Source organism: Thermomicrobiales bacterium (genome assembly GCA_041390825.1).
Lineage (GTDB): Bacteria > Chloroflexota > Chloroflexia > Thermomicrobiales > UBA6265 > JAMLHN01.
On sequence record JAWKPF010000023.1, the window covers coordinates 25,436 to 41,390 of the forward strand.

A 15,955-nucleotide genomic window follows, 5' to 3' on the forward strand; every position below is an offset into this window, starting at 1 on the left:
GCGGTGTATTTCGAGGCGCGCGTCATTGCACCAGGGTTACTTCTTTGGCTCGTCGTCGACACTCACCTGGGTCTCTACCGCGCCGATCCCGGCGTGTTCGATGCTGCAGTGTCCAGTCTCGAGATCGAGGGACAGCCGCACACGAGTCCGCCGGCACAAACGTTCGTTTCAGGGCCGTGGCAGCTATCGATTCCAACGGTGGTGCGGCAGTCCTCGATTCCGTCGCTCGGTTTGACCGCTGAATCTGGCTATGAATGGATGGTGGTGATCGCCGATATTGCGAACGGCGGAAGTGCATTTCACTCATTCCATCTTGAGTCAACGGTGATCCAAAGAGGAGACGGCGCACGCGTCGCGCCATCTGCAATCGATTCACAGATCGTGAGCGCAACGCTCCGACTGAACGACCCTGCCTCGACCTCGTCGCCGATCCTTCCCAATGCCAGTATTCGCCTGGCGCTTGTCTATCGGCTCCCCGAAGACTCGACCGACGTTCGGTTCGTCTATGAGGATCGGTGGCTCTCGCTCGATAGCCTGGTGGATGCCGAGATCGGTATCGCAACTTTGCCGCCAGCGCCGGGAAGGCCACCGATTCAGTTTGGCGTCATCACGGCGTGGCTCCAGGATGGCAGGCCGCAGGTCAAAATGGACGACGGTTCGATTCGCGAGATCTCGCTCATCGGAACCAGTCTCCCAGCGCTGACCAACTGCTTCGGCAAGGAAACCGATCAGTTTCTGCAAACGCTCGTTGGGTCGCGTGTGGCAATCGAGTTCGATCCGGCGGTCCTCTCCACAAATCATGCATACCTCTGGTTGGATAGCGGACAGGGGAGCTCTCACTTCTCAATCACCGGCTCATCGATCTGGGTCTCGCCAAGATCGCGGCAATCCCGGAACAATCGCGTTTCGCACTTCGGCTAAAACAGTCGGAAATGGTTGCGCAGCAACAAGGGATCGGCAGGTGGTCCGTATGCCACTAGGTACGCCAGTGCTTCTTCGCCGAGCAGCGGCCTCTCTTCATGGGTCGCTTGCGCTGCTGCTTGCCCTTGCCATGCTGACAGCAAATCTGTCAGCAGCATTCGGGCAATCGACTTCACGCTCCACTGTGGTGGGCGATGGCGCGGATCCCGGAGACGTCGAGTTCGTGCGCGAGGCAATCGCCCTCGGAAAAGAAGCAGTCGAGACTCTTTCCGATGGACCGATCACAAGGCAGCTTTCGGTCGTCGTTCGGTCCGGCGTGAGCGACCGGTCCACGACCTTCGGTCTCTACGACGACGACATGATTCAGATCTTCACCGGCTCGACCGGATGGACGGCCCGTTCTGATCTCGAGCGAACGAAGGGCATACTCCATGAGTACGCCCATTTCTTCCTCGATCCAACTCCACATCCCAAGCAGCGTCCGGTTTGGCTCGAGGAAGGGCTCGCGGAGTATCTTGCTTGGCGCATGCTCGACGAAGCGAATCTGGTGAGCCAGAGCGAGGTACTGGCCTACCATGCTGGGCACATTCGCATATGGCCTCCTGGCGAGCAGCTCTGTTCGCTGACCCCGCAATCCATTGGCGGTGTTGCCTATCCGCTGGTGCATCTCGGCGTCGCGATTCTCTTGCGAGACCTGCCAGTCTCAGCCGTGGCTCGATATCGCGACTCGATGGCCGCAGGCACACCTCACAGTGAATCATTTTCCTTTGCCTTTCTTCGATCGGAGTCGGAGTTCTGCGCCGATGTCGATCGCCAGATCGAGGCACTTTCGCCTGCACTGTCAGTGCCGAGTGAGTTGTTCGTTTCAGAGAGTCAGGTGATTGGTTCGCATGCAACCATCGTCGATTCTCCCCAAACCGCGCGCCCTGGCCAACAGGTCATTGTCCGTGCACGCACCAACGAATCAGCCGAATGCGATCTGTCCCTCCAACTTGAAGGTCGCACACCGGAGTCCTTCCAGCCCCGAAAGGCGCGTGCGGACGGAGAAGGGGACGTCTTCTGGCTGATCACACTGCCAAGCGACGTAGAAGCGGGAGGAGCACGGTGGATCGTCTCATGCGGTTCGGGGACTGACGAATCTCCCGTGACTATCACTTTGCGCCGCGAATCCGTCGGCATGTCAGGCACAGACGGAGGCTGACATGCCACGGACTGTCAACCCCTCAGCGAGCGACGCTCCACCAGGGAACATATCGCAAACAAAATGAACCCGGTCGATTTGACCGGGTTCATTGGCACCAGAGCCCACATCCGGACTTGAACCGGAGACCTCATTCTTACCAAGAATGTGCTCTACCAACTGAGCTATGTGGGCCAGCCGTTGTCGCAGCCGTCGCTGCCTTTGCATGGTGGGCAGTGGCGGATTCGAACCACCGAAGCTCACGCACCTGGTTTACAGCCAGGCCCAATTGTCCACTCTGGCAACTGCCCAGGTCCATGCACTGGCGAGAGTTTTCGCCTTCGGGAGCCGACGATGGGACTCGAACCCGCAACCGGCTGTTTACAAAACAGCTGCTCTGCCAATTGAGCTACGTCGGCATTGCTGCGAAGGCCGCTTCAACGCCAACGGCGAGTATATCGAATCACCCGCCAGTTGGGCAACCGAAATTCGAACCTCAATCGCTGGTCGCGAGTAGTCAGCCGTCTCGGGAACGGTGAGCAAGCGCGCCTCTCCTTTCCGGTCGCATCCTCGCGATCGATGACCATGCCATACTCGCACCAGTCGCGATCACGCGCCCCATTTCACGAGAGGAATCTCAGGAACATGACAATTTCGAATGAACCAGCGTATTGGATTGTCGTTGGCTCACCCGGGAACTTCGAAAAGACGCGCGAGCTCGGTTTCACCATCCAGGGACTCAAGTCCCGCCACCGCAAGAAGGCCGAGCGCATGAAGCCGGGTGACAAGATCGCCTACTACGTCACTGGCCGTAAAGCGTTTGCGGCCGTATCGACGATCACGTCACCATACTTCGAGAGCCACGAGCAGATATGGAAGAGCGCGGACCCCAGGAAGGATGCCGAGGACTATCCATTCCGCGTCGAAACCAAGCTCGATGTGGCGTTGCCAGATTCTGAATTCGTCGACGCCGAGCCGATTGCTCGCCAGATGGAGTACGCCAGCAAGTGGCCGGCGGCGAACTGGACGCTGGCCTTCCAGGGGAACGTCCATGAGATCAATGCCGCCGACTTTGCGCTCATCCAGAACGCAATCGAGGCACGGGCGGGCGCAGTTGCCAATTGATCGCACGCCGCTGTTCCCCATCGGCGACGAGCCTGCACGCTACCGCGTCCATGTTTGCCGCGGTCCCAACTGCTCGTTGCGCAATAGTAAGGCGACGCTCGCCTGCTTCGAGGAGGCGGTTCGTGAAGCGGGACTTGCCGGCGAGGTCGAGATCATAGCGACCTCGTGTCGTGACCGCTGCGATTGGGGGCCGTCGGTCAACGTTTTCCCAGGTCCAACCATGTATGCGGGCGTCGATTGCGCAGCTGCCCGGGCGATCGTGAGCGAGCATCTCACCCACGATCGCCCGGTGACGCGATTGACGTTCGATACTTCGAAGCCGGGACGCTCCCGCTAGGCTGGCGCGACCTCGGCGACCTTGCGCGTCACACCAATGGTCGCTCCGCGAGCTATCGTGTTCGAAACCGTGCAGGCACGCTCGGCAATGGCCAACAGCTTTCCAATGTCATCGTCACTCGCATCGGCCTCGATGATGGTTTCGACCTCGATCGAGGTGTAGCGCGAGGGCGAATCTTTGTGCACGGCCGAGAGGTTGAACTCCAGCCGGGTCACGTCGATCTCTCGCGCGCGCGCCGCTCCGATGAGTGTGGTCATGAGGCAGGTTCCAATTGCGGAAAGCAAGATCTCTCCGCCCACCATGCCGAGGTAGGTGCCCCCGTTTGCAAGCGACCGGTCGACCACGATCGCATGAGGTCCCGCGGTGGCGACGCCCATCGTCCCATCCACCAGCTTCACATTGACCATCGACACCTTGACGCTCCTGTCTTCCCGTTGAAAGCCCAATAACTAACTATTGGTAAGTAGAGCATATGCTGGGAATGACCGCATGGTGAAATCGCTATCGCGAGATGCGATTTGCGACGGACGAAACTTGCGAAACGAGGCAACGGTGCTATCATGCCACTAGAGGGATCAGGTCTGTCTGGCATCCGCACCAGGCTTTTGGATATCAGCACGAAAACTCACGTAGCTCGAAGCCATATCGATCGTCAGCATCTGACGATGCGCTGAATCACGACCGTGTGCTGGCCGCGGTTCATCCAGATGTCACCGGGACCTGAACAGCGGGGAGGAGGGTTCGCGAACACATACCACCACCGATCCCGAGAGTTCGTCGGGAAGACGCTTCGGATAACCCTTTCGTACGTTTCGTAGAAAGAGAGTGGGAACGGCTCAATGGACGGACAGAAATTCGACAAGCTTACCCGCGCGTTCGCGACCGGCACCGACCGCCGCACGTTGCTGAAGATCTTCGGGGGCGCCTCGGTGGCGGCCGTTGCGGGCGTCAAGATCGCCGCCCCGACCAGCGTCTTTGCCCAGGGCTCGGTTGGCCCGGGCGGTGAGTGCACCACCGATGAGGACTGCACCTATGGATCCTGCTATGTGGCCGTCGAGGGAGAACCCGGCGTTTGCTATTGCGAGAATCCCGAAGAGCCGGTGATTGGCTGCCCGTGCATTACTGGCACCCAGGATCCGTGCTACGGCACGACTGCGGTTTGCTGCGCGGACGAGGTCGGGGGCGCTGCCGGCGCCAATGGCGTCTGTGTCTCCGATTCGGTCGGCTGCAACCCCACCGGCGAGTGCTCACCGCTTCAGTCGATGTGCGAGGACACTGGATGCTGCGCTGAGGGTACGGAGTGCGGCGCCAATGGCTGGTGCTACGGTTGCTACAGCGGCACGCAAGATCCGTGCGGACCCTACAACGAGGCATTTGGAGCCTCCTATATCTGCTGCACGTACGGCGACACCACTCCGGGAGCTGTCGGCTACTGCGTCGCGGAAAAGGAGTGCGTGGTGGCTCCGCCCAACACTGGCTCTGGACCGATCACGACCAGCAACAGCTGGCTGGCGCCGGCAGCTGCAATTGGCGCTGCGGCCGCCGTTCTCGCTTACAAGAGCCGTGAAGACAAGGTCGAGAACGAGGCGTAAGCCCCATAGCTGACCGATTCGAAGGACTCGCCGGCCAAGCCGGCGGGTCCTTTTTCTTGTCCTTGGCAGTCCCGTCGACCCGGTCTCAGCTGTCGCCTGATTCACGGGCGTGGGTCGGGCGATCTTCCCAATCGACCCACTCCACCCCTGTCTCCTCCACGTAGGATCGCACTGCCTGCCCCAGCGTCAGATAGAACTTCTCGTGGCCGATGATCTCCACAATCCCGAACGTCCGCAACCGATCTTTCATTGGGTCACGCAGCTCGGCGAAGGCCAGATCGATGCCCTGCTTCGCCAGATCACGATCGAGCGTCGTCAGCATATCGGCGGCTGTCGAATCGAGGTCGGTGATTGGCTCCGCGGCGATGACCACCCGCGCAATGGGGCAGTCCGCGTTCGCGACCGCGTGCATGACGGAATCGCGGAAGAGTTCGGCATTCGCGAAGAAGATCGGGGCATCGAAGCGAAACAACAAAAGCCCCGGTATCTGGTTTGCATCAGCATATCGGGTGACATCGTGATACCCCTTCACCCCAGGCGCCCGTCCGAGCACGGCAACATGCGGATGCCACGATCGCCAGAGAAACGCCGCAATCGACAGGACGATGGCGAAGCCTATCCCCCAGAGAACGCCTGCCAACGACACGCCCACAAAGGCGGCAATTGCCAGATAGCAGTCAGGTCGATAGACCTGCCAGAGTCGGCGAAACTCATCGACATCGACCAGGCCGATGGCAGCGCCGATCAGGATTGCCGCGAGCGCCGCGGTCGGAAGATCGCGAAAGAGATCTCCGAAGGAGAGGAGCACAACCCCGAGCCCGATCGCCCCAATCACACCAGTCAATTGCGTCCTGGCTCCGGACTGCTCGGCTACCGGTGTTCGCGACGAGCTACTCGAGATAGGAAATCCCTGAAAAAGGCCAGTCGCCAGATTCGCGACACCAAGCGCCCGGAGCTCCTGGTTCGCGTCCACCTCTTCGTTCAGCCGCCGGGCATATGAGCGGGAGAGAATGCTGGTGTCGGCAAAGGCAATCACACTGATCGCCGCCGCCGACAGCGCCAGCTTTTCGATGCTCACCCCTCCTGGTTGCGGAACGACCAGTTCGGGAAGTCCCATGGGAAGCGATCCAACCACGGCGACATTGAGATCTGCAATACGGGTTACCAGAATCGACCCAATGACCACGATGAGTGCGGCCGGAATCATGCGTGAGACCTTGCGCAGTCCCAGCAGCACGATGAGACAAGCCGTGCCGACAAGGACGGTCGACCAATCGAGATCCCCAATCTCGCCGGCAATGCTCCGGATTGCTGGCGCCAGTCGTTCGCCGCCTCCTTCGATCCCGAGCATCGCTGGTATCTGGCTCACGATGACTGTCAACGCGATGCCCGCGAGGTACCCTGTTCGGACGGGCCGTGAGATCAGGTCGGTGAGAAAACCGGCGCCGAACGCCGCACCGGCAAGGCAGAAGCCCCCCACGAGAATCGCCAGTAACCCGGCGATCGCGACTCGTTCGGACATGTCTTCGCCAGCAAGGGGAATGATCGTGGCCGCCACCATCGGCGCGATCGCAGAGTCCGGTGCGAGCACCAGGATGCGCGATGGTCCCAGCAACGCATAGATGAGCAACGGGACCATGGAGGCGTACAGCCCGTTGACTGGTGGCAGCCCCGCGAGTTCGGCGTAGGCCATGCCTTGCGGCACGAGCAGCGCTACCAGGACCAGTCCCGCGATGAGATCCTTCGGCAGCCACTCGCGCTGGTACGATCGCGCGCTGGCAAGACCTGGCAGCCAGCGCCCGAGTCGTACCGCGCGCGGGTTCGAAACCTCCACGTTCAGGCCTCCAGGAACTCGTGATCGAGAGAAGTGCGGTTTCGTTAGGTTCGGAGATCACGTGACACTGGACCACGAGAACTACGACCTGGTGGGAGCATGCCCATTCCGAACACCGCTATTCGGAGCCAAACACTGCAGGACAGCGCACGTCTGCGAGATCCACGCATAATCCCAGCCTGTTCGATACCGAGCTCGTGTTGCGGAGTATACGGTGGCCTTGGGGAGAGTTCGGGCGGCCGAAGGGATGGAAACGCCTTCCGTGCCTGGCAAGCGAAAACCCCAGCAGATCGCTGGGGTTTTGCCATTCAGTGGAGATGGGGGGAGTCGAACCCCCGTCCAGAACCCTTCGCCGAGTGCATCCTACGCGCGTAGCCGGTGTTTGAATTCCTCGTCGCCGATCCCACCGACCGGATGACTACGAGTGAGCCCGACTGACTTGAGTGGCTTCGCTCAGGCGAACTTCACCACCGCAGCCCCACTAAGGTGACGCCTGTACCCGGTGCCATGGAGCTGAGCTCCGGACAGACGCGCTGACTAGAGGTCGAAGGACTTAGGCAGCGTAAGCGAGTTCGCTGTTGCCAGTTACTCTTTGTTGCCCATTTTTACGAAGGCCTGGGCGCTTCGGCACGCAGCAATCTAACGTCGAACCCTGTCGAAACCAAACATCCCCGATTTCGACCTGCCGCAATTCTCGCACAAATGATCGAATCTGTCGAACCAGTGTGGTTCGTCAAAGAGGTGCCTTCCATCTCAGAGAAGCGTGACCTTGTGGCCCTCGCTGTAGCGAGGAGATCCCTCCACTCCGCTTCGCTTCGGTCGGGATGACGGCATTCGCACGACAGGCACGTGTTTCGGCAACCGCTCTAGCCGCGATCCACCATGGACCGCTCGATGTCGCGCCGGGAATCGCGCTCGGCCTGGTCCTGCCGTTTGTCGTAGAGCTTCTTCGCGCGAGCGACGCCCACATCCACTTTGGCTCGTCCGTTGCGAATTGCGATCCGCAGCGGTATGAGCGTCATGCCCTTCTGCTCCGTGGCCGCCTTGAGCTCGGCAATCTCTTTCTTGTGCGCCAGCAGTTTGCGTGGCCGGTGCGGATCGTGATTCGCGTGCGTTCCGAATGCATAGGGAGAAATGTGCGATCCGATCAGCCAGAGCTCGCCCCGATCGACTCGCACGTATGCTTCCGCAATCGACATCTGCCCTGCGCGGAGCGACTTGATCTCCGTGCCGGAAAGCACGATGCCGGTTTCGACCGATTCGAGGATGTGATAGTCATGCAGCGCGCGCCGGTTGGTGACCACCACTCGGTCCGTGCGCCGATCGTTCTTGGTTGTCGCGGCCATTTCGAGTCCAAACGATTATGAGCAACAAAGGGATTGTCGTCTGTGTCCGCCAGTAGCCCCTATGACGAGATCGCAGCATATTACGACCTGGAGCATCGTTTCTTCACGGATGACGTCGAGTTCTACCTCCAGTTCATCGAAGCCGCGGGCGATCCCGTGCTCGAACTGGGCTGTGGAACGGGCCGCATTCTGCGTGGCGTTGCCGAGGCAGGATTCTCGGTAACTGGCGTCGATTCTTCTGTTGCGATGATCGACTTCGCGCGTGTAGCGCTCGAGGAGGACGGTTTTGCGGACGAGGTCGAGCTGATCCTGGGAGATTTTTCTCAGCCGAACCTGGCGCCCCAAGAAACGTTTGGCGTGGCGATCGTTGGGCTCGACTCGTTGCTCCATGCCGCCACGCAGGCCGAGCAGATCGCGGTGCTACGTGCTGCCTGGACAGCGCTCGACCCACGCGGCCAACTCATCGTCGATGTCCTGCACCCGACCCCCGGACGGCTCATGGCAATGGATGGCGGTCTTGCCTTTCAGGGAAGTTGGGAAATGGACGACGGGGCCCGCCTGGACAAGCTCGTCAGCCAATCGATCGAACCCCATCAGCAGCTCATCCACAGCGAAATCTGGTACGAAGTCACCTCCCCCGCCGGCGAGGTGAGACGTACCCGCACTGGATTCACGCAACGCTGGATCGGAGCCGGTGAACTCGTCCTCATGGCGCAATTGGCCGGTTTTCAGGACTGGCGCCTGTACGGAAGCTACGAGCTGGACCCGCTCGACCCGCTCTCCGACCGGCTCATCATTGCTGCCGAAAAGACCAAGACTGACTGAAATCCAGTCGCCAAAGGCAAGACACCCATATGCTCGACGAGCTACCAGACTGCTGCGTCCGAAACACGCGTGTCGTAACGGGGAGCTTGTCTGGCCGGAGTCTCGAGTTCCTCATGCAGTCGGTCCGTTCTTGCCGACACCGCCTCAAACGGAAACCTGGCAATTGCCGCAGGGTACAGCCCAGCGTTTCAATTGGGGGCTGCGTGGAGCGATGGTGGGCCGTCCCTCTGAGTCCGGCCGGATTCCGAATCAATCGGGCGGCCAGCCGATCCGCGCCGCACGGTTCCGCAAATAGAGATCGGCCAGCACATTCGCCAGCATGGCCTCGGCGACAGGCACCGCGCGGGGAACGACCGAGGGATCGTGGCGTCCCTCGACCAGAATCTCGCGAGGTTGCAGGTTGATATCGACAGTCTGCTGCGGACGGGCGACAGACGAGGTCGGCTTGACAGCAACGCGCACCACGATGGGCTCGCCAGAGGAGAGACCACCCAGGACACCGCCTGCGTTGTTCGAGCGAGTGCGCACCTCACCGTTCTCCACCGTGAACGAATCGTTCGATTGCGAACCGCGTAGCCTCGTAACCTCGAAGCCTTCGCCGATTTCGACGCCCTTGACAGCCGGAATGCTGAGCATGGCATGCCCGATCAGCCCGTCGAGTTTGTCGAACGTCGGCTCGCCGAGCCCGACCGGGACATTGAGCGCGTGCACCTCCACGATGCCGCCCAGGCTGTCGTGCTCGGCTTTGACCCCCATGATCGCGTCGATCATCTTCTCGGCGGCGATCGGGTCGGGCGAGCGAACGATGTTCCGCTCGATTTCGTCGCGATCGAACGTTTCTGCGCGGATTCCGCCGATCTCCCGCGCGAAACCGTAGATCTCCACGCCGGCCGTCGCCAGGATCTTGCGCGCGATTGCCCCGGCTGCCACGCGCCCCCAGGTCTCTCTCGCCGACGAACGGCCTCCGCCCCGATGGTCACGATGGCCATATTTCGCCCAATAGGTGTAGTCGGCGTGCCCCGGACGAAAAACATCGCGCAGGTTGTCGTACTTGGACGAATCGGCATCGGCGTTATAGGTGATCAACGAGATTGGAGCGCCGGTAGTGACGTTCTCGAACACGCCAGACAGAATCTCGGCCCTGTCTTTTTCTCCCCGGGGAGTCGTGACCTTGCTCTGACCAACGCGCCGCCGGTCCAGCTGAGCCTGAATCTCCTCGACCGTCAGCGGAATGCCGGCCGGCGTCCCTTCGATAACGACACCGAGCGCGGGGCCATGCGACTCTCCCCAGGTCGTCAGCCGAAAAACTGTCCCAAACGAACTGCTCATCTTCGATCGATTCCGTTCATTGCTGCGCGCGCCTCCGCCGGAGCGTCCGCGGCGAGTGTCCCATAAATGCGATAGTCATTCTGGCGGGTTTGCTGAAAGCCGATACGCAGGTACAGGCGTTGCGACCGCACGTTCGACCGCTGCGTGCTCAGCCCCACTCGTTTGGCCCCCAGTTGCCGCAAACGCGCGATGGCAAACCGCACCGCTATGGCGCCGTGCCCCTCGCCCTGCCGGCTCGGAGCGACGGCAACCCGATCCAGGTGTCCCCAGCCGGCATAGCTCGTGATACCAACGTAGCCAACCAGTTCGCCAACTCGATCGTTCACCCCCCAGATTTCCACGCCGGGCGTGAGCAGATAGTGCTCGAACTCGAGGCGCGAGTTGCGCCAGAGCCACGGAAACGCCGCATGGTCGATTTCCAGGATGCGATCGAGCAGAGACGAGTCGATCGTTTCGATCCGCGCCGCAGCACCGTTGCGCAGGTCGTCCGGACGTGTAGCGCCCGTTCCCGCTTCGAACGAAATCACATCTTCCAGCAAATCCAACCGATTGCGCGCGTAGAACTGCGGACTGCGGGTGTCATTCCACTCGGGCATCACGAACGCCTGGATTCCTTGCCGAAAGCATGACTCGCGGGCGGCATCGATAAGGTCGTCGAGCCGACGTATCGCGGAGACTTCGGCCACCGCAGCAATCTCCGAACGATTTCTCCAGGGACCCACCACTAGCAGCTCGTCGGCGCTCGGCACCCAAAACGACTGCCCCGGATGGCGTGAGACGATCCGTTCAAGTTCATTGATGTCGACCCGGCTCGCCCAGTCGAATCGATGACGCGCCACGAGATCGGTCGTCAGCGGTTGTGGTTGTGTCGCGGTGTATGCCGTTCCGATTCTCATCTCACCAGGCAGCGTTATCAGGTCTCGACCGTGACCTGATCGAGAGAGAGGATGCCGAGCGGGGTGAGCTGCAATCCATGCACCCACGGGCGTACCAGCATGTACGAACGATCGTAGTAGAAGGGCAGAACCACCGCATCGTCCATGAGGATCTGATTCGCCTGAGCGTAGAGCTGAATGCGCACATCAGGGTCCGGCTCCGAGGCCGCCTGCTGCAACAGCTCGTCGAATTCCGGATTCGAATAGCCAACATAGTTGTCTGGTTGGTCCGTGCCGAACAGTGTGAAAAGCAGGCTCTCCGGGTCGGGGAAATCCGCGCCCCAGTAGATTCCGTACGCGGGATACCGCTCCCTCGGCAACGTTGCAATGAACTCCGACCACTCCACATTCACGAGATCGATGCGCAGCCCGAGATCGGTCTCGATGACCTCCTTGAAGGCAATCAGCCGGTCGGGCGGTCCATTCGCATAGATCGTGATCGGCGGCACGTTTTCCGCTGCCCCATACGACGAGTCGAGAATCGCCTGCCGCGCGCTGTCCAGGTCATAGTCCCAGCCAGCCACCGGCCAGGTCGCTTGTCCGAGCATGCCATTTGGCAAGAATCCCAATGCCGGCGCCACTCGACCGTCGAACGAAACCTCGGCAACCTTCTCCCGGGGAAAGCCGAGGATCAGCGCCTTACGGATGTTCGCATCGTTCAATGGTTCCACATCGGATCGCATCGCCAGGTACTCGACCGCAAAGAGATCGGATTGCTGGAGATCGGCATAGAGATCGCTGCTGGGATCGAGCGCTCGATCGAGCGAAAAAACGCTCACGGGAGCAAGGTCGACCACGCCAACCTGATACAGATTCAGCGGTTGAAACGCATTCGCGCCCAGCAACACGTGCACTTCGTCCAGGTCAGGCGGCCCGGCATAGAACTCATCGTTCGGCTCCAACACCATCCCGCTCTCGATATCGAACGAATCGATGACGAAAGCGCCCGACGAGTTCGGATCGGTCCACCACTCATCACCGCGATCGACATCATCCGGGTCGACAACAACTGCAGGCCCAGTCGCCAATCGCATGAGAAACGTGGACCGCGGCGCAACCAGATCGATCTCCAGCGTGAGATCATCGATCACCCGCACGCCTGAGAGCGAATCCGCGTCTCCGCTCAGAAGCTCCTTCGCTCCGACGATGTCCGAAAGGAACGTCGGCGCGGCCAACGCCGACGCATCGCCACCGGCGGTTGCCGGGTCGAGCGCCCGATTCAGCGAGAACGCCACGTCATCGGCGGATATGTCCCGTCCATCGGCAAATCGGGCATCGCGTCGAAGCGTGAAGGTGTATGTCAAACCATTGTCCGAGACGTCGATCTTCTCCGCCAGCGCGGGAACCGGCTGCAGATCGTCGTCGAATCGTGTCAACCCCATGAAGAGTTGCCGTATGAGAAAGAGCGTGCTGAGATCCTTGGCTTTGGCCGGATCGAGGGTTCGCAGATCGACCGGCCCGGCCAGACGCAGCACCCCATCCTGGCCGCCGCCCCCTGGAAATCCTTGCGCCATCGCCGCGAGCGGGGCCGAAAGGAGCAACACTCCAACGAGAAGGAGGATTCGGGTGCGAAAAATCGCGAGTCGACCATTCATACTTGGGATTCTACTCTGGGCGTCGCAACGCCCTTCTCGACTCTGGATGCAGCATTGACGGTTTCACTGCAACCCGGTTCCATACTCGAAGCCTATTTGGGTGATCCGCGCTCGCTCGATAGGGTGTCCACGCTCGAACGTCTGCGGTTGGCCGACGCGCATCTCGCCCTCCATGCTGACGCCGTTGCCGAGCTCGTGCGCGCGATGACGGACCGACTCTGCACCTTGACCTGCACGGAACGGGCGCTCATCATCGATGCGGCATGGCTGCATGACATCGGAAAGTTGACGATTGCCCCTGAAACGCTGAACAAGCCTGGACCGCTCACCGATGCCGAATGGATCGAGATGCGCGATCATCCTGGCCGAGGAGCCGATTTTCTGAACCTCTCGCCGGGGCTCCGCCAGCTGGCGCCCTTTGTGCGCCACCATCATGAGCGAAATGACGGCACGGGGTATCCCGATGGACTGGCCGGATCGGACATTCCGCTCGGGGCGCGTCTCATCGGTGTCGCGGACGCCTACGACGCCATGATCTCCTGGCGACCATATCGAGCGCCCCGCAGCGAAACCGATGCTCGCGCGGAGCTCCGCAGGTGTTCCGGCTCGCAGTTCGACCCGGACGTCGTTGCGCTCTTTCTCGACGTCGTCTCGCTGCCCCGATCTCAGAGGAGAACATGAGCAAGAGCATCACGTTCGATTTTCACAACACGCTGATCGAGTGCGACGAGTGGTTCCAGATCGAGATCCGCACCCTGGTCAGCGACGTGCTGCGGTACTGGCACGACCTGGGGGAGATCGAAGTGCCGCCGCAGATGCTCCAGGCGGCCGATCTGGAATATCGCCGGCTCCGCCAGGCCATTCATGTTCACGGCCACGAACTGCCGGCCGACCGCTCCGTCCGCACGATCCTGGAGCGCATCGGGTTCGTGCTCCCCTGGAATGCGATCGACATTGCCCTGGACGCGATCATGCGCAACGCTTTCCGGCATGCTCGCCCGGTCGCCGGAGCACCCGAAACGGTTCGACTGCTCGCAGATCACGAAATCCAGCTCGGCGTCGTCTCGAGCGCGGTGCATCATGACTTCCTGATCTGGTCGCTCGAGCGATATGCCATGCTCGAAGCCTTTCAGGAAGTCATCACCTCGGCCTCTTGTGGCTTCTACAAGAGCCGGCCCGAGATCTACTGGTCTGCGATGGCGGACCTCGGCGCCAGCCCCGCTGAGTCCCTGCACATCGGCGATTCACTTCGTTTCGACGTCGGAGGCGCCGCGCGGGCAGGGATGCGCACCGCCTGGTACCAGCGCCCAAACGCCCGGGAAACCATATCCCCGGAGCTCTCCCCAGACATAACCGTGCGCTCGATGGACGGTGTCGCGCCGATTCTGCTCACCGTGTTGGAACGCTCGTGACCCTCCGTTTCTCGATCTTCACCCTCTTTCCGGAGATGTTCGCAGGGCCATTCGGGGAGAGCATCATTCACCGCGCCATCGCGGCCGAGAAAGTGCGAATCGACGTCTACGACCTGCGCGTCTGGACGCATGATCGTCACCGGACCGCGGACGACCGGCCCTACGGTGGCGGAGCGGGCATGGTGCTCATGGCTCCCCCGATCGTCGAAGGAGTCGAATCCGTTCTCGGCGGCCAATCTGCCCGAATTCTCATCACCAGCGCCGGCGGCCGCGCCTTCGATCAACAGTTCGCCGAAGAACTCCTTGCCGAAGAGAACATCGTGTTGATTTGTGGTCACTACGAGGGTATCGATGCACGGGTCAACGAGCTCCTGAACGCAGAGGAGGTCTCGATCGGGGACTACGTCCTCACAGGGGGAGAGCTTCCGGCGATGGTGATCGTGGACGCTGTCACGCGCCTCATTCCCGGCGTCATCGATGACGCGTCCATCGTCGAGGAATCGCATCAGGAAGGGCTGCTCGAGTATCCGCACTATACGCGGCCAGCAGAATACCGGGGCCTGGCGGTCCCTCCCGTGCTTCTCAGCGGGCATCACGCCGAAGTTGCCAGGTGGCGCAGACAGCAATCGATCGAGCGGACGGAAAAACGGAATCAGACCTCGAACTGAGGCGCCGCTTCCCGGATCTCGCGCAGAACCTTGAGACTCGTGAAGTCGCGCTCCGCAATCGATCGCATGTAGAGCGCCAGGATGCCTTCGATCTCCGCGGCCAGCGACGGATCGATGGTGATCCTTCCCACCTCGCCCATTCCGTTCCGGTCCAACGAACGAAGAACCTTCTGCACATTCACCGACATCACTCGCCCTGAGGGTTCGGATGACCAGCAATTCGGGCAGAGCACGCCTCCGGTGCGGGTTGCGAGCATGTTCGGTTCCGCGATCAGCTCGTTGCCGCAGGCAGCGCATCGATAGAGGTCGAGCCGATAGCCCGTCACCGCCAGGAGCGCCATCTCATACCAACGAGCAAGAATCCAGGGTTCGCGCTCGCGTTCGAGTTCCGACAGCGCCGCGCTCAGGAGCCGGTAGACCTCCGGGACGTCCTGCCCTTCCGGCACCAGGCGGCTCGTGACCTCGGCCAGATGACAAGCATGCGAGAACGCGCTTACCCGCTCTCCCAGCGCTTCCCGGCGCTCGAGAACGTCGACCGACGTGATGACATCCAGGTCCCGGCCGCGGCTCAGCATCATGCGGCAACGATTGAAGTAGTCGAGCGAGGGAGCCAGTTTGCTCGTCGGCCGGCGTGCACCCTTTGCGATCGCGCGAATCTTGCCGTGATCGCTCGTCAGGAGCGTGAACACTCGATCGGTTTCGCCCATGTCGAAGCGACTCAGGACGATCGCTTCGGTCCGATAGATGCGGTCGCGGCTGGAGGGGCGAGGTGGAGTGGGAAGCGAGATATTCGCGGCGTCGTTCACCGGTGAATGGTACCATTTTGACCACTTCACCGACGCGTTCCGGGGAGTTT

The 15,955-nt window shown here is 61.1% G+C and carries 15 protein-coding genes, 3 tRNA genes and 1 other RNA gene; 8 read left to right on the forward strand and 11 right to left on the reverse strand.

Annotated elements, in window-relative coordinates:
* Positions 1–3 precede the first annotated feature (3 nt).
* Together R2855_13130 and R2855_13135 are read left to right on the forward strand one after the other, a co-directional pair.
* The gene (locus tag R2855_13130) at positions 4–921 is read left to right on the forward strand and encodes a hypothetical protein (GenBank protein MEZ4531949.1); all 918 of its coding nucleotides are present in this window, start codon (positions 4–6) and stop codon (positions 919–921) included.
* Between the two features lie 49 nt (positions 922–970).
* Complete coding sequence (locus tag R2855_13135; GenBank protein MEZ4531950.1) at positions 971–2,122, forward strand: hypothetical protein; 1,152 nt, start codon at positions 971–973, stop codon at positions 2,120–2,122.
* 101 nt (positions 2,123–2,223) lie between these two features.
* Here the strand turns inward: R2855_13135 and R2855_13140 are convergent.
* The 3 genes from R2855_13140 to R2855_13150 all read right to left on the reverse strand — a co-directional run bounded on the left by R2855_13140 (position 2,224) and on the right by R2855_13150 (position 2,520).
* Positions 2,224–2,296, reverse strand: a tRNA-Thr gene (locus R2855_13140).
* A gap of 32 nt (positions 2,297–2,328) precedes the next feature.
* Positions 2,329–2,412: transfer RNA gene (locus R2855_13145), tRNA-Tyr, on the reverse strand.
* 35 nt (positions 2,413–2,447) lie between these two features.
* Positions 2,448–2,520: transfer RNA gene (locus R2855_13150), tRNA-Thr, on the reverse strand.
* Between the two features lie 226 nt (positions 2,521–2,746).
* On the opposite strand from R2855_13150, the gene R2855_13155 reads away from it, so the two are divergent.
* A complete protein-coding gene (locus R2855_13155) occupies positions 2,747–3,226 on the forward strand; it encodes an EVE domain-containing protein (protein ID MEZ4531951.1) in 480 nt (159 codons plus the stop codon).
* A 333-nt stretch (positions 3,227–3,559) separates the two neighbouring features.
* Here R2855_13155 and R2855_13160 read toward each other — a convergent pair whose 3' ends face one another.
* A complete protein-coding gene (locus R2855_13160) occupies positions 3,560–3,970 on the reverse strand; it encodes an OsmC family protein (GenBank protein ID MEZ4531952.1) in 411 nt (136 codons plus the stop codon).
* Between the two features lie 432 nt (positions 3,971–4,402).
* On the opposite strand from R2855_13160, the gene R2855_13165 reads away from it, so the two are divergent.
* Entirely contained in the window at positions 4,403–5,155 is a 753-nt protein-coding gene (locus R2855_13165; GenBank protein MEZ4531953.1) for a hypothetical protein, read from the forward strand.
* A gap of 85 nt (positions 5,156–5,240) precedes the next feature.
* On the opposite strand, the gene sulP is transcribed toward R2855_13165, so the two are convergent.
* The 3 genes from sulP to smpB all read right to left on the reverse strand — a co-directional run bounded on the left by sulP (position 5,241) and on the right by smpB (position 8,335).
* Positions 5,241–6,989: a sulfate permease gene (sulP, locus tag R2855_13170; GenBank protein ID MEZ4531954.1), complete on the reverse strand. Its 1,749-nt coding sequence runs from the start codon at positions 6,987–6,989 to the stop codon at positions 5,241–5,243.
* Positions 6,990–7,298: 309 nt separating this feature from the next.
* Positions 7,299–7,662, reverse strand: a transfer-messenger RNA (tmRNA) gene (gene ssrA / locus R2855_13175).
* A gap of 193 nt (positions 7,663–7,855) precedes the next feature.
* Entirely contained in the window at positions 7,856–8,335 is a 480-nt protein-coding gene (smpB, locus tag R2855_13180) for an SsrA-binding protein SmpB (GenBank protein MEZ4531955.1), read from the reverse strand.
* A 42-nt stretch (positions 8,336–8,377) separates the two neighbouring features.
* Between smpB and R2855_13185 the strand changes: the two genes are divergently transcribed.
* Entirely contained in the window at positions 8,378–9,160 is a 783-nt protein-coding gene (locus R2855_13185; GenBank protein ID MEZ4531956.1) for a class I SAM-dependent methyltransferase, read from the forward strand.
* Positions 9,161–9,409: 249 nt separating this feature from the next.
* On the opposite strand, the gene aroC is transcribed toward R2855_13185, so the two are convergent.
* The 3 genes from aroC to R2855_13200 are packed head-to-tail and all read right to left on the reverse strand — an operon-like array spanning position 9,410 to position 13,019.
* Positions 9,410–10,489 carry a chorismate synthase gene (gene aroC / locus R2855_13190; GenBank protein ID MEZ4531957.1) on the reverse strand — a complete coding sequence of 360 codons (1,080 nt, stop codon included), beginning with the start codon at positions 10,487–10,489 and terminating at the stop codon, positions 9,410–9,412.
* Positions 10,486–11,385, reverse strand: a complete 900-nt coding sequence (locus tag R2855_13195; protein MEZ4531958.1) for a GNAT family N-acetyltransferase — start codon at positions 11,383–11,385, stop codon at positions 10,486–10,488. The genes aroC and R2855_13195 overlap by 4 nt, the downstream gene beginning before the upstream one ends.
* 17 nt (positions 11,386–11,402) lie before the next feature.
* Complete coding sequence (locus R2855_13200; GenBank protein ID MEZ4531959.1) at positions 11,403–13,019, reverse strand: peptide ABC transporter substrate-binding protein; 1,617 nt, start codon at positions 13,017–13,019, stop codon at positions 11,403–11,405.
* Between the two features lie 54 nt (positions 13,020–13,073).
* Here R2855_13200 and R2855_13205 point away from each other — a divergent pair, with 54 nt between their 5' ends.
* The 3 genes from R2855_13205 to trmD are packed head-to-tail and all read left to right on the forward strand — an operon-like array spanning position 13,074 to position 15,099.
* Positions 13,074–13,700, forward strand: coding sequence for an HD domain-containing phosphohydrolase (locus tag R2855_13205; protein MEZ4531960.1), 627 nt, complete (start codon positions 13,074–13,076; stop codon positions 13,698–13,700).
* Positions 13,697–14,431: an HAD family hydrolase gene (locus R2855_13210; protein MEZ4531961.1), complete on the forward strand. Its 735-nt coding sequence runs from the start codon at positions 13,697–13,699 to the stop codon at positions 14,429–14,431. The genes R2855_13205 and R2855_13210 overlap by 4 nt, the downstream gene beginning before the upstream one ends.
* Positions 14,428–15,099, forward strand: coding sequence for a tRNA (guanosine(37)-N1)-methyltransferase TrmD (trmD, locus tag R2855_13215; GenBank protein MEZ4531962.1), 672 nt, complete (start codon positions 14,428–14,430; stop codon positions 15,097–15,099). Before R2855_13210 ends, trmD begins: the two co-directional genes overlap by 4 nt.
* Here trmD and recO read toward each other — a convergent pair.
* Entirely contained in the window at positions 15,084–15,935 is an 852-nt protein-coding gene (gene recO / locus R2855_13220) for a DNA repair protein RecO (GenBank protein MEZ4531963.1), read from the reverse strand. The genes trmD and recO overlap by 16 nt on opposite strands.
* Positions 15,936–15,955 lie beyond the last annotated feature (20 nt).

Coding starts and splice junctions, on each gene's coding strand:
- R2855_13135 (MEZ4531950.1), top strand. CDS start 971: ATGCCACTAGGTACGCCAGTGCTTCTTCGCCGAGCAGCGGCCTCTCTT.
- R2855_13155 (MEZ4531951.1), top strand. CDS start 2,747: ATGACAATTTCGAATGAACCAGCGTATTGGATTGTCGTTGGCTCACCC.
- R2855_13160 (MEZ4531952.1), bottom strand. CDS start 3,970: ATGGTCAATGTGAAGCTGGTGGATGGGACGATGGGCGTCGCCACCGCG.
- R2855_13165 (MEZ4531953.1), top strand. CDS start 4,403: ATGGACGGACAGAAATTCGACAAGCTTACCCGCGCGTTCGCGACCGGC.
- smpB (MEZ4531955.1), bottom strand. CDS start 8,335: ATGGCCGCGACAACCAAGAACGATCGGCGCACGGACCGAGTGGTGGTC.
- aroC (MEZ4531957.1), bottom strand. CDS start 10,489: ATGAGCAGTTCGTTTGGGACAGTTTTTCGGCTGACGACCTGGGGAGAG.
- R2855_13195 (MEZ4531958.1), bottom strand. CDS start 11,385: ATGAGAATCGGAACGGCATACACCGCGACACAACCACAACCGCTGACG.
- R2855_13200 (MEZ4531959.1), bottom strand. CDS start 13,019: ATGAATGGTCGACTCGCGATTTTTCGCACCCGAATCCTCCTTCTCGTT.
- R2855_13210 (MEZ4531961.1), top strand. CDS start 13,697: ATGAGCAAGAGCATCACGTTCGATTTTCACAACACGCTGATCGAGTGC.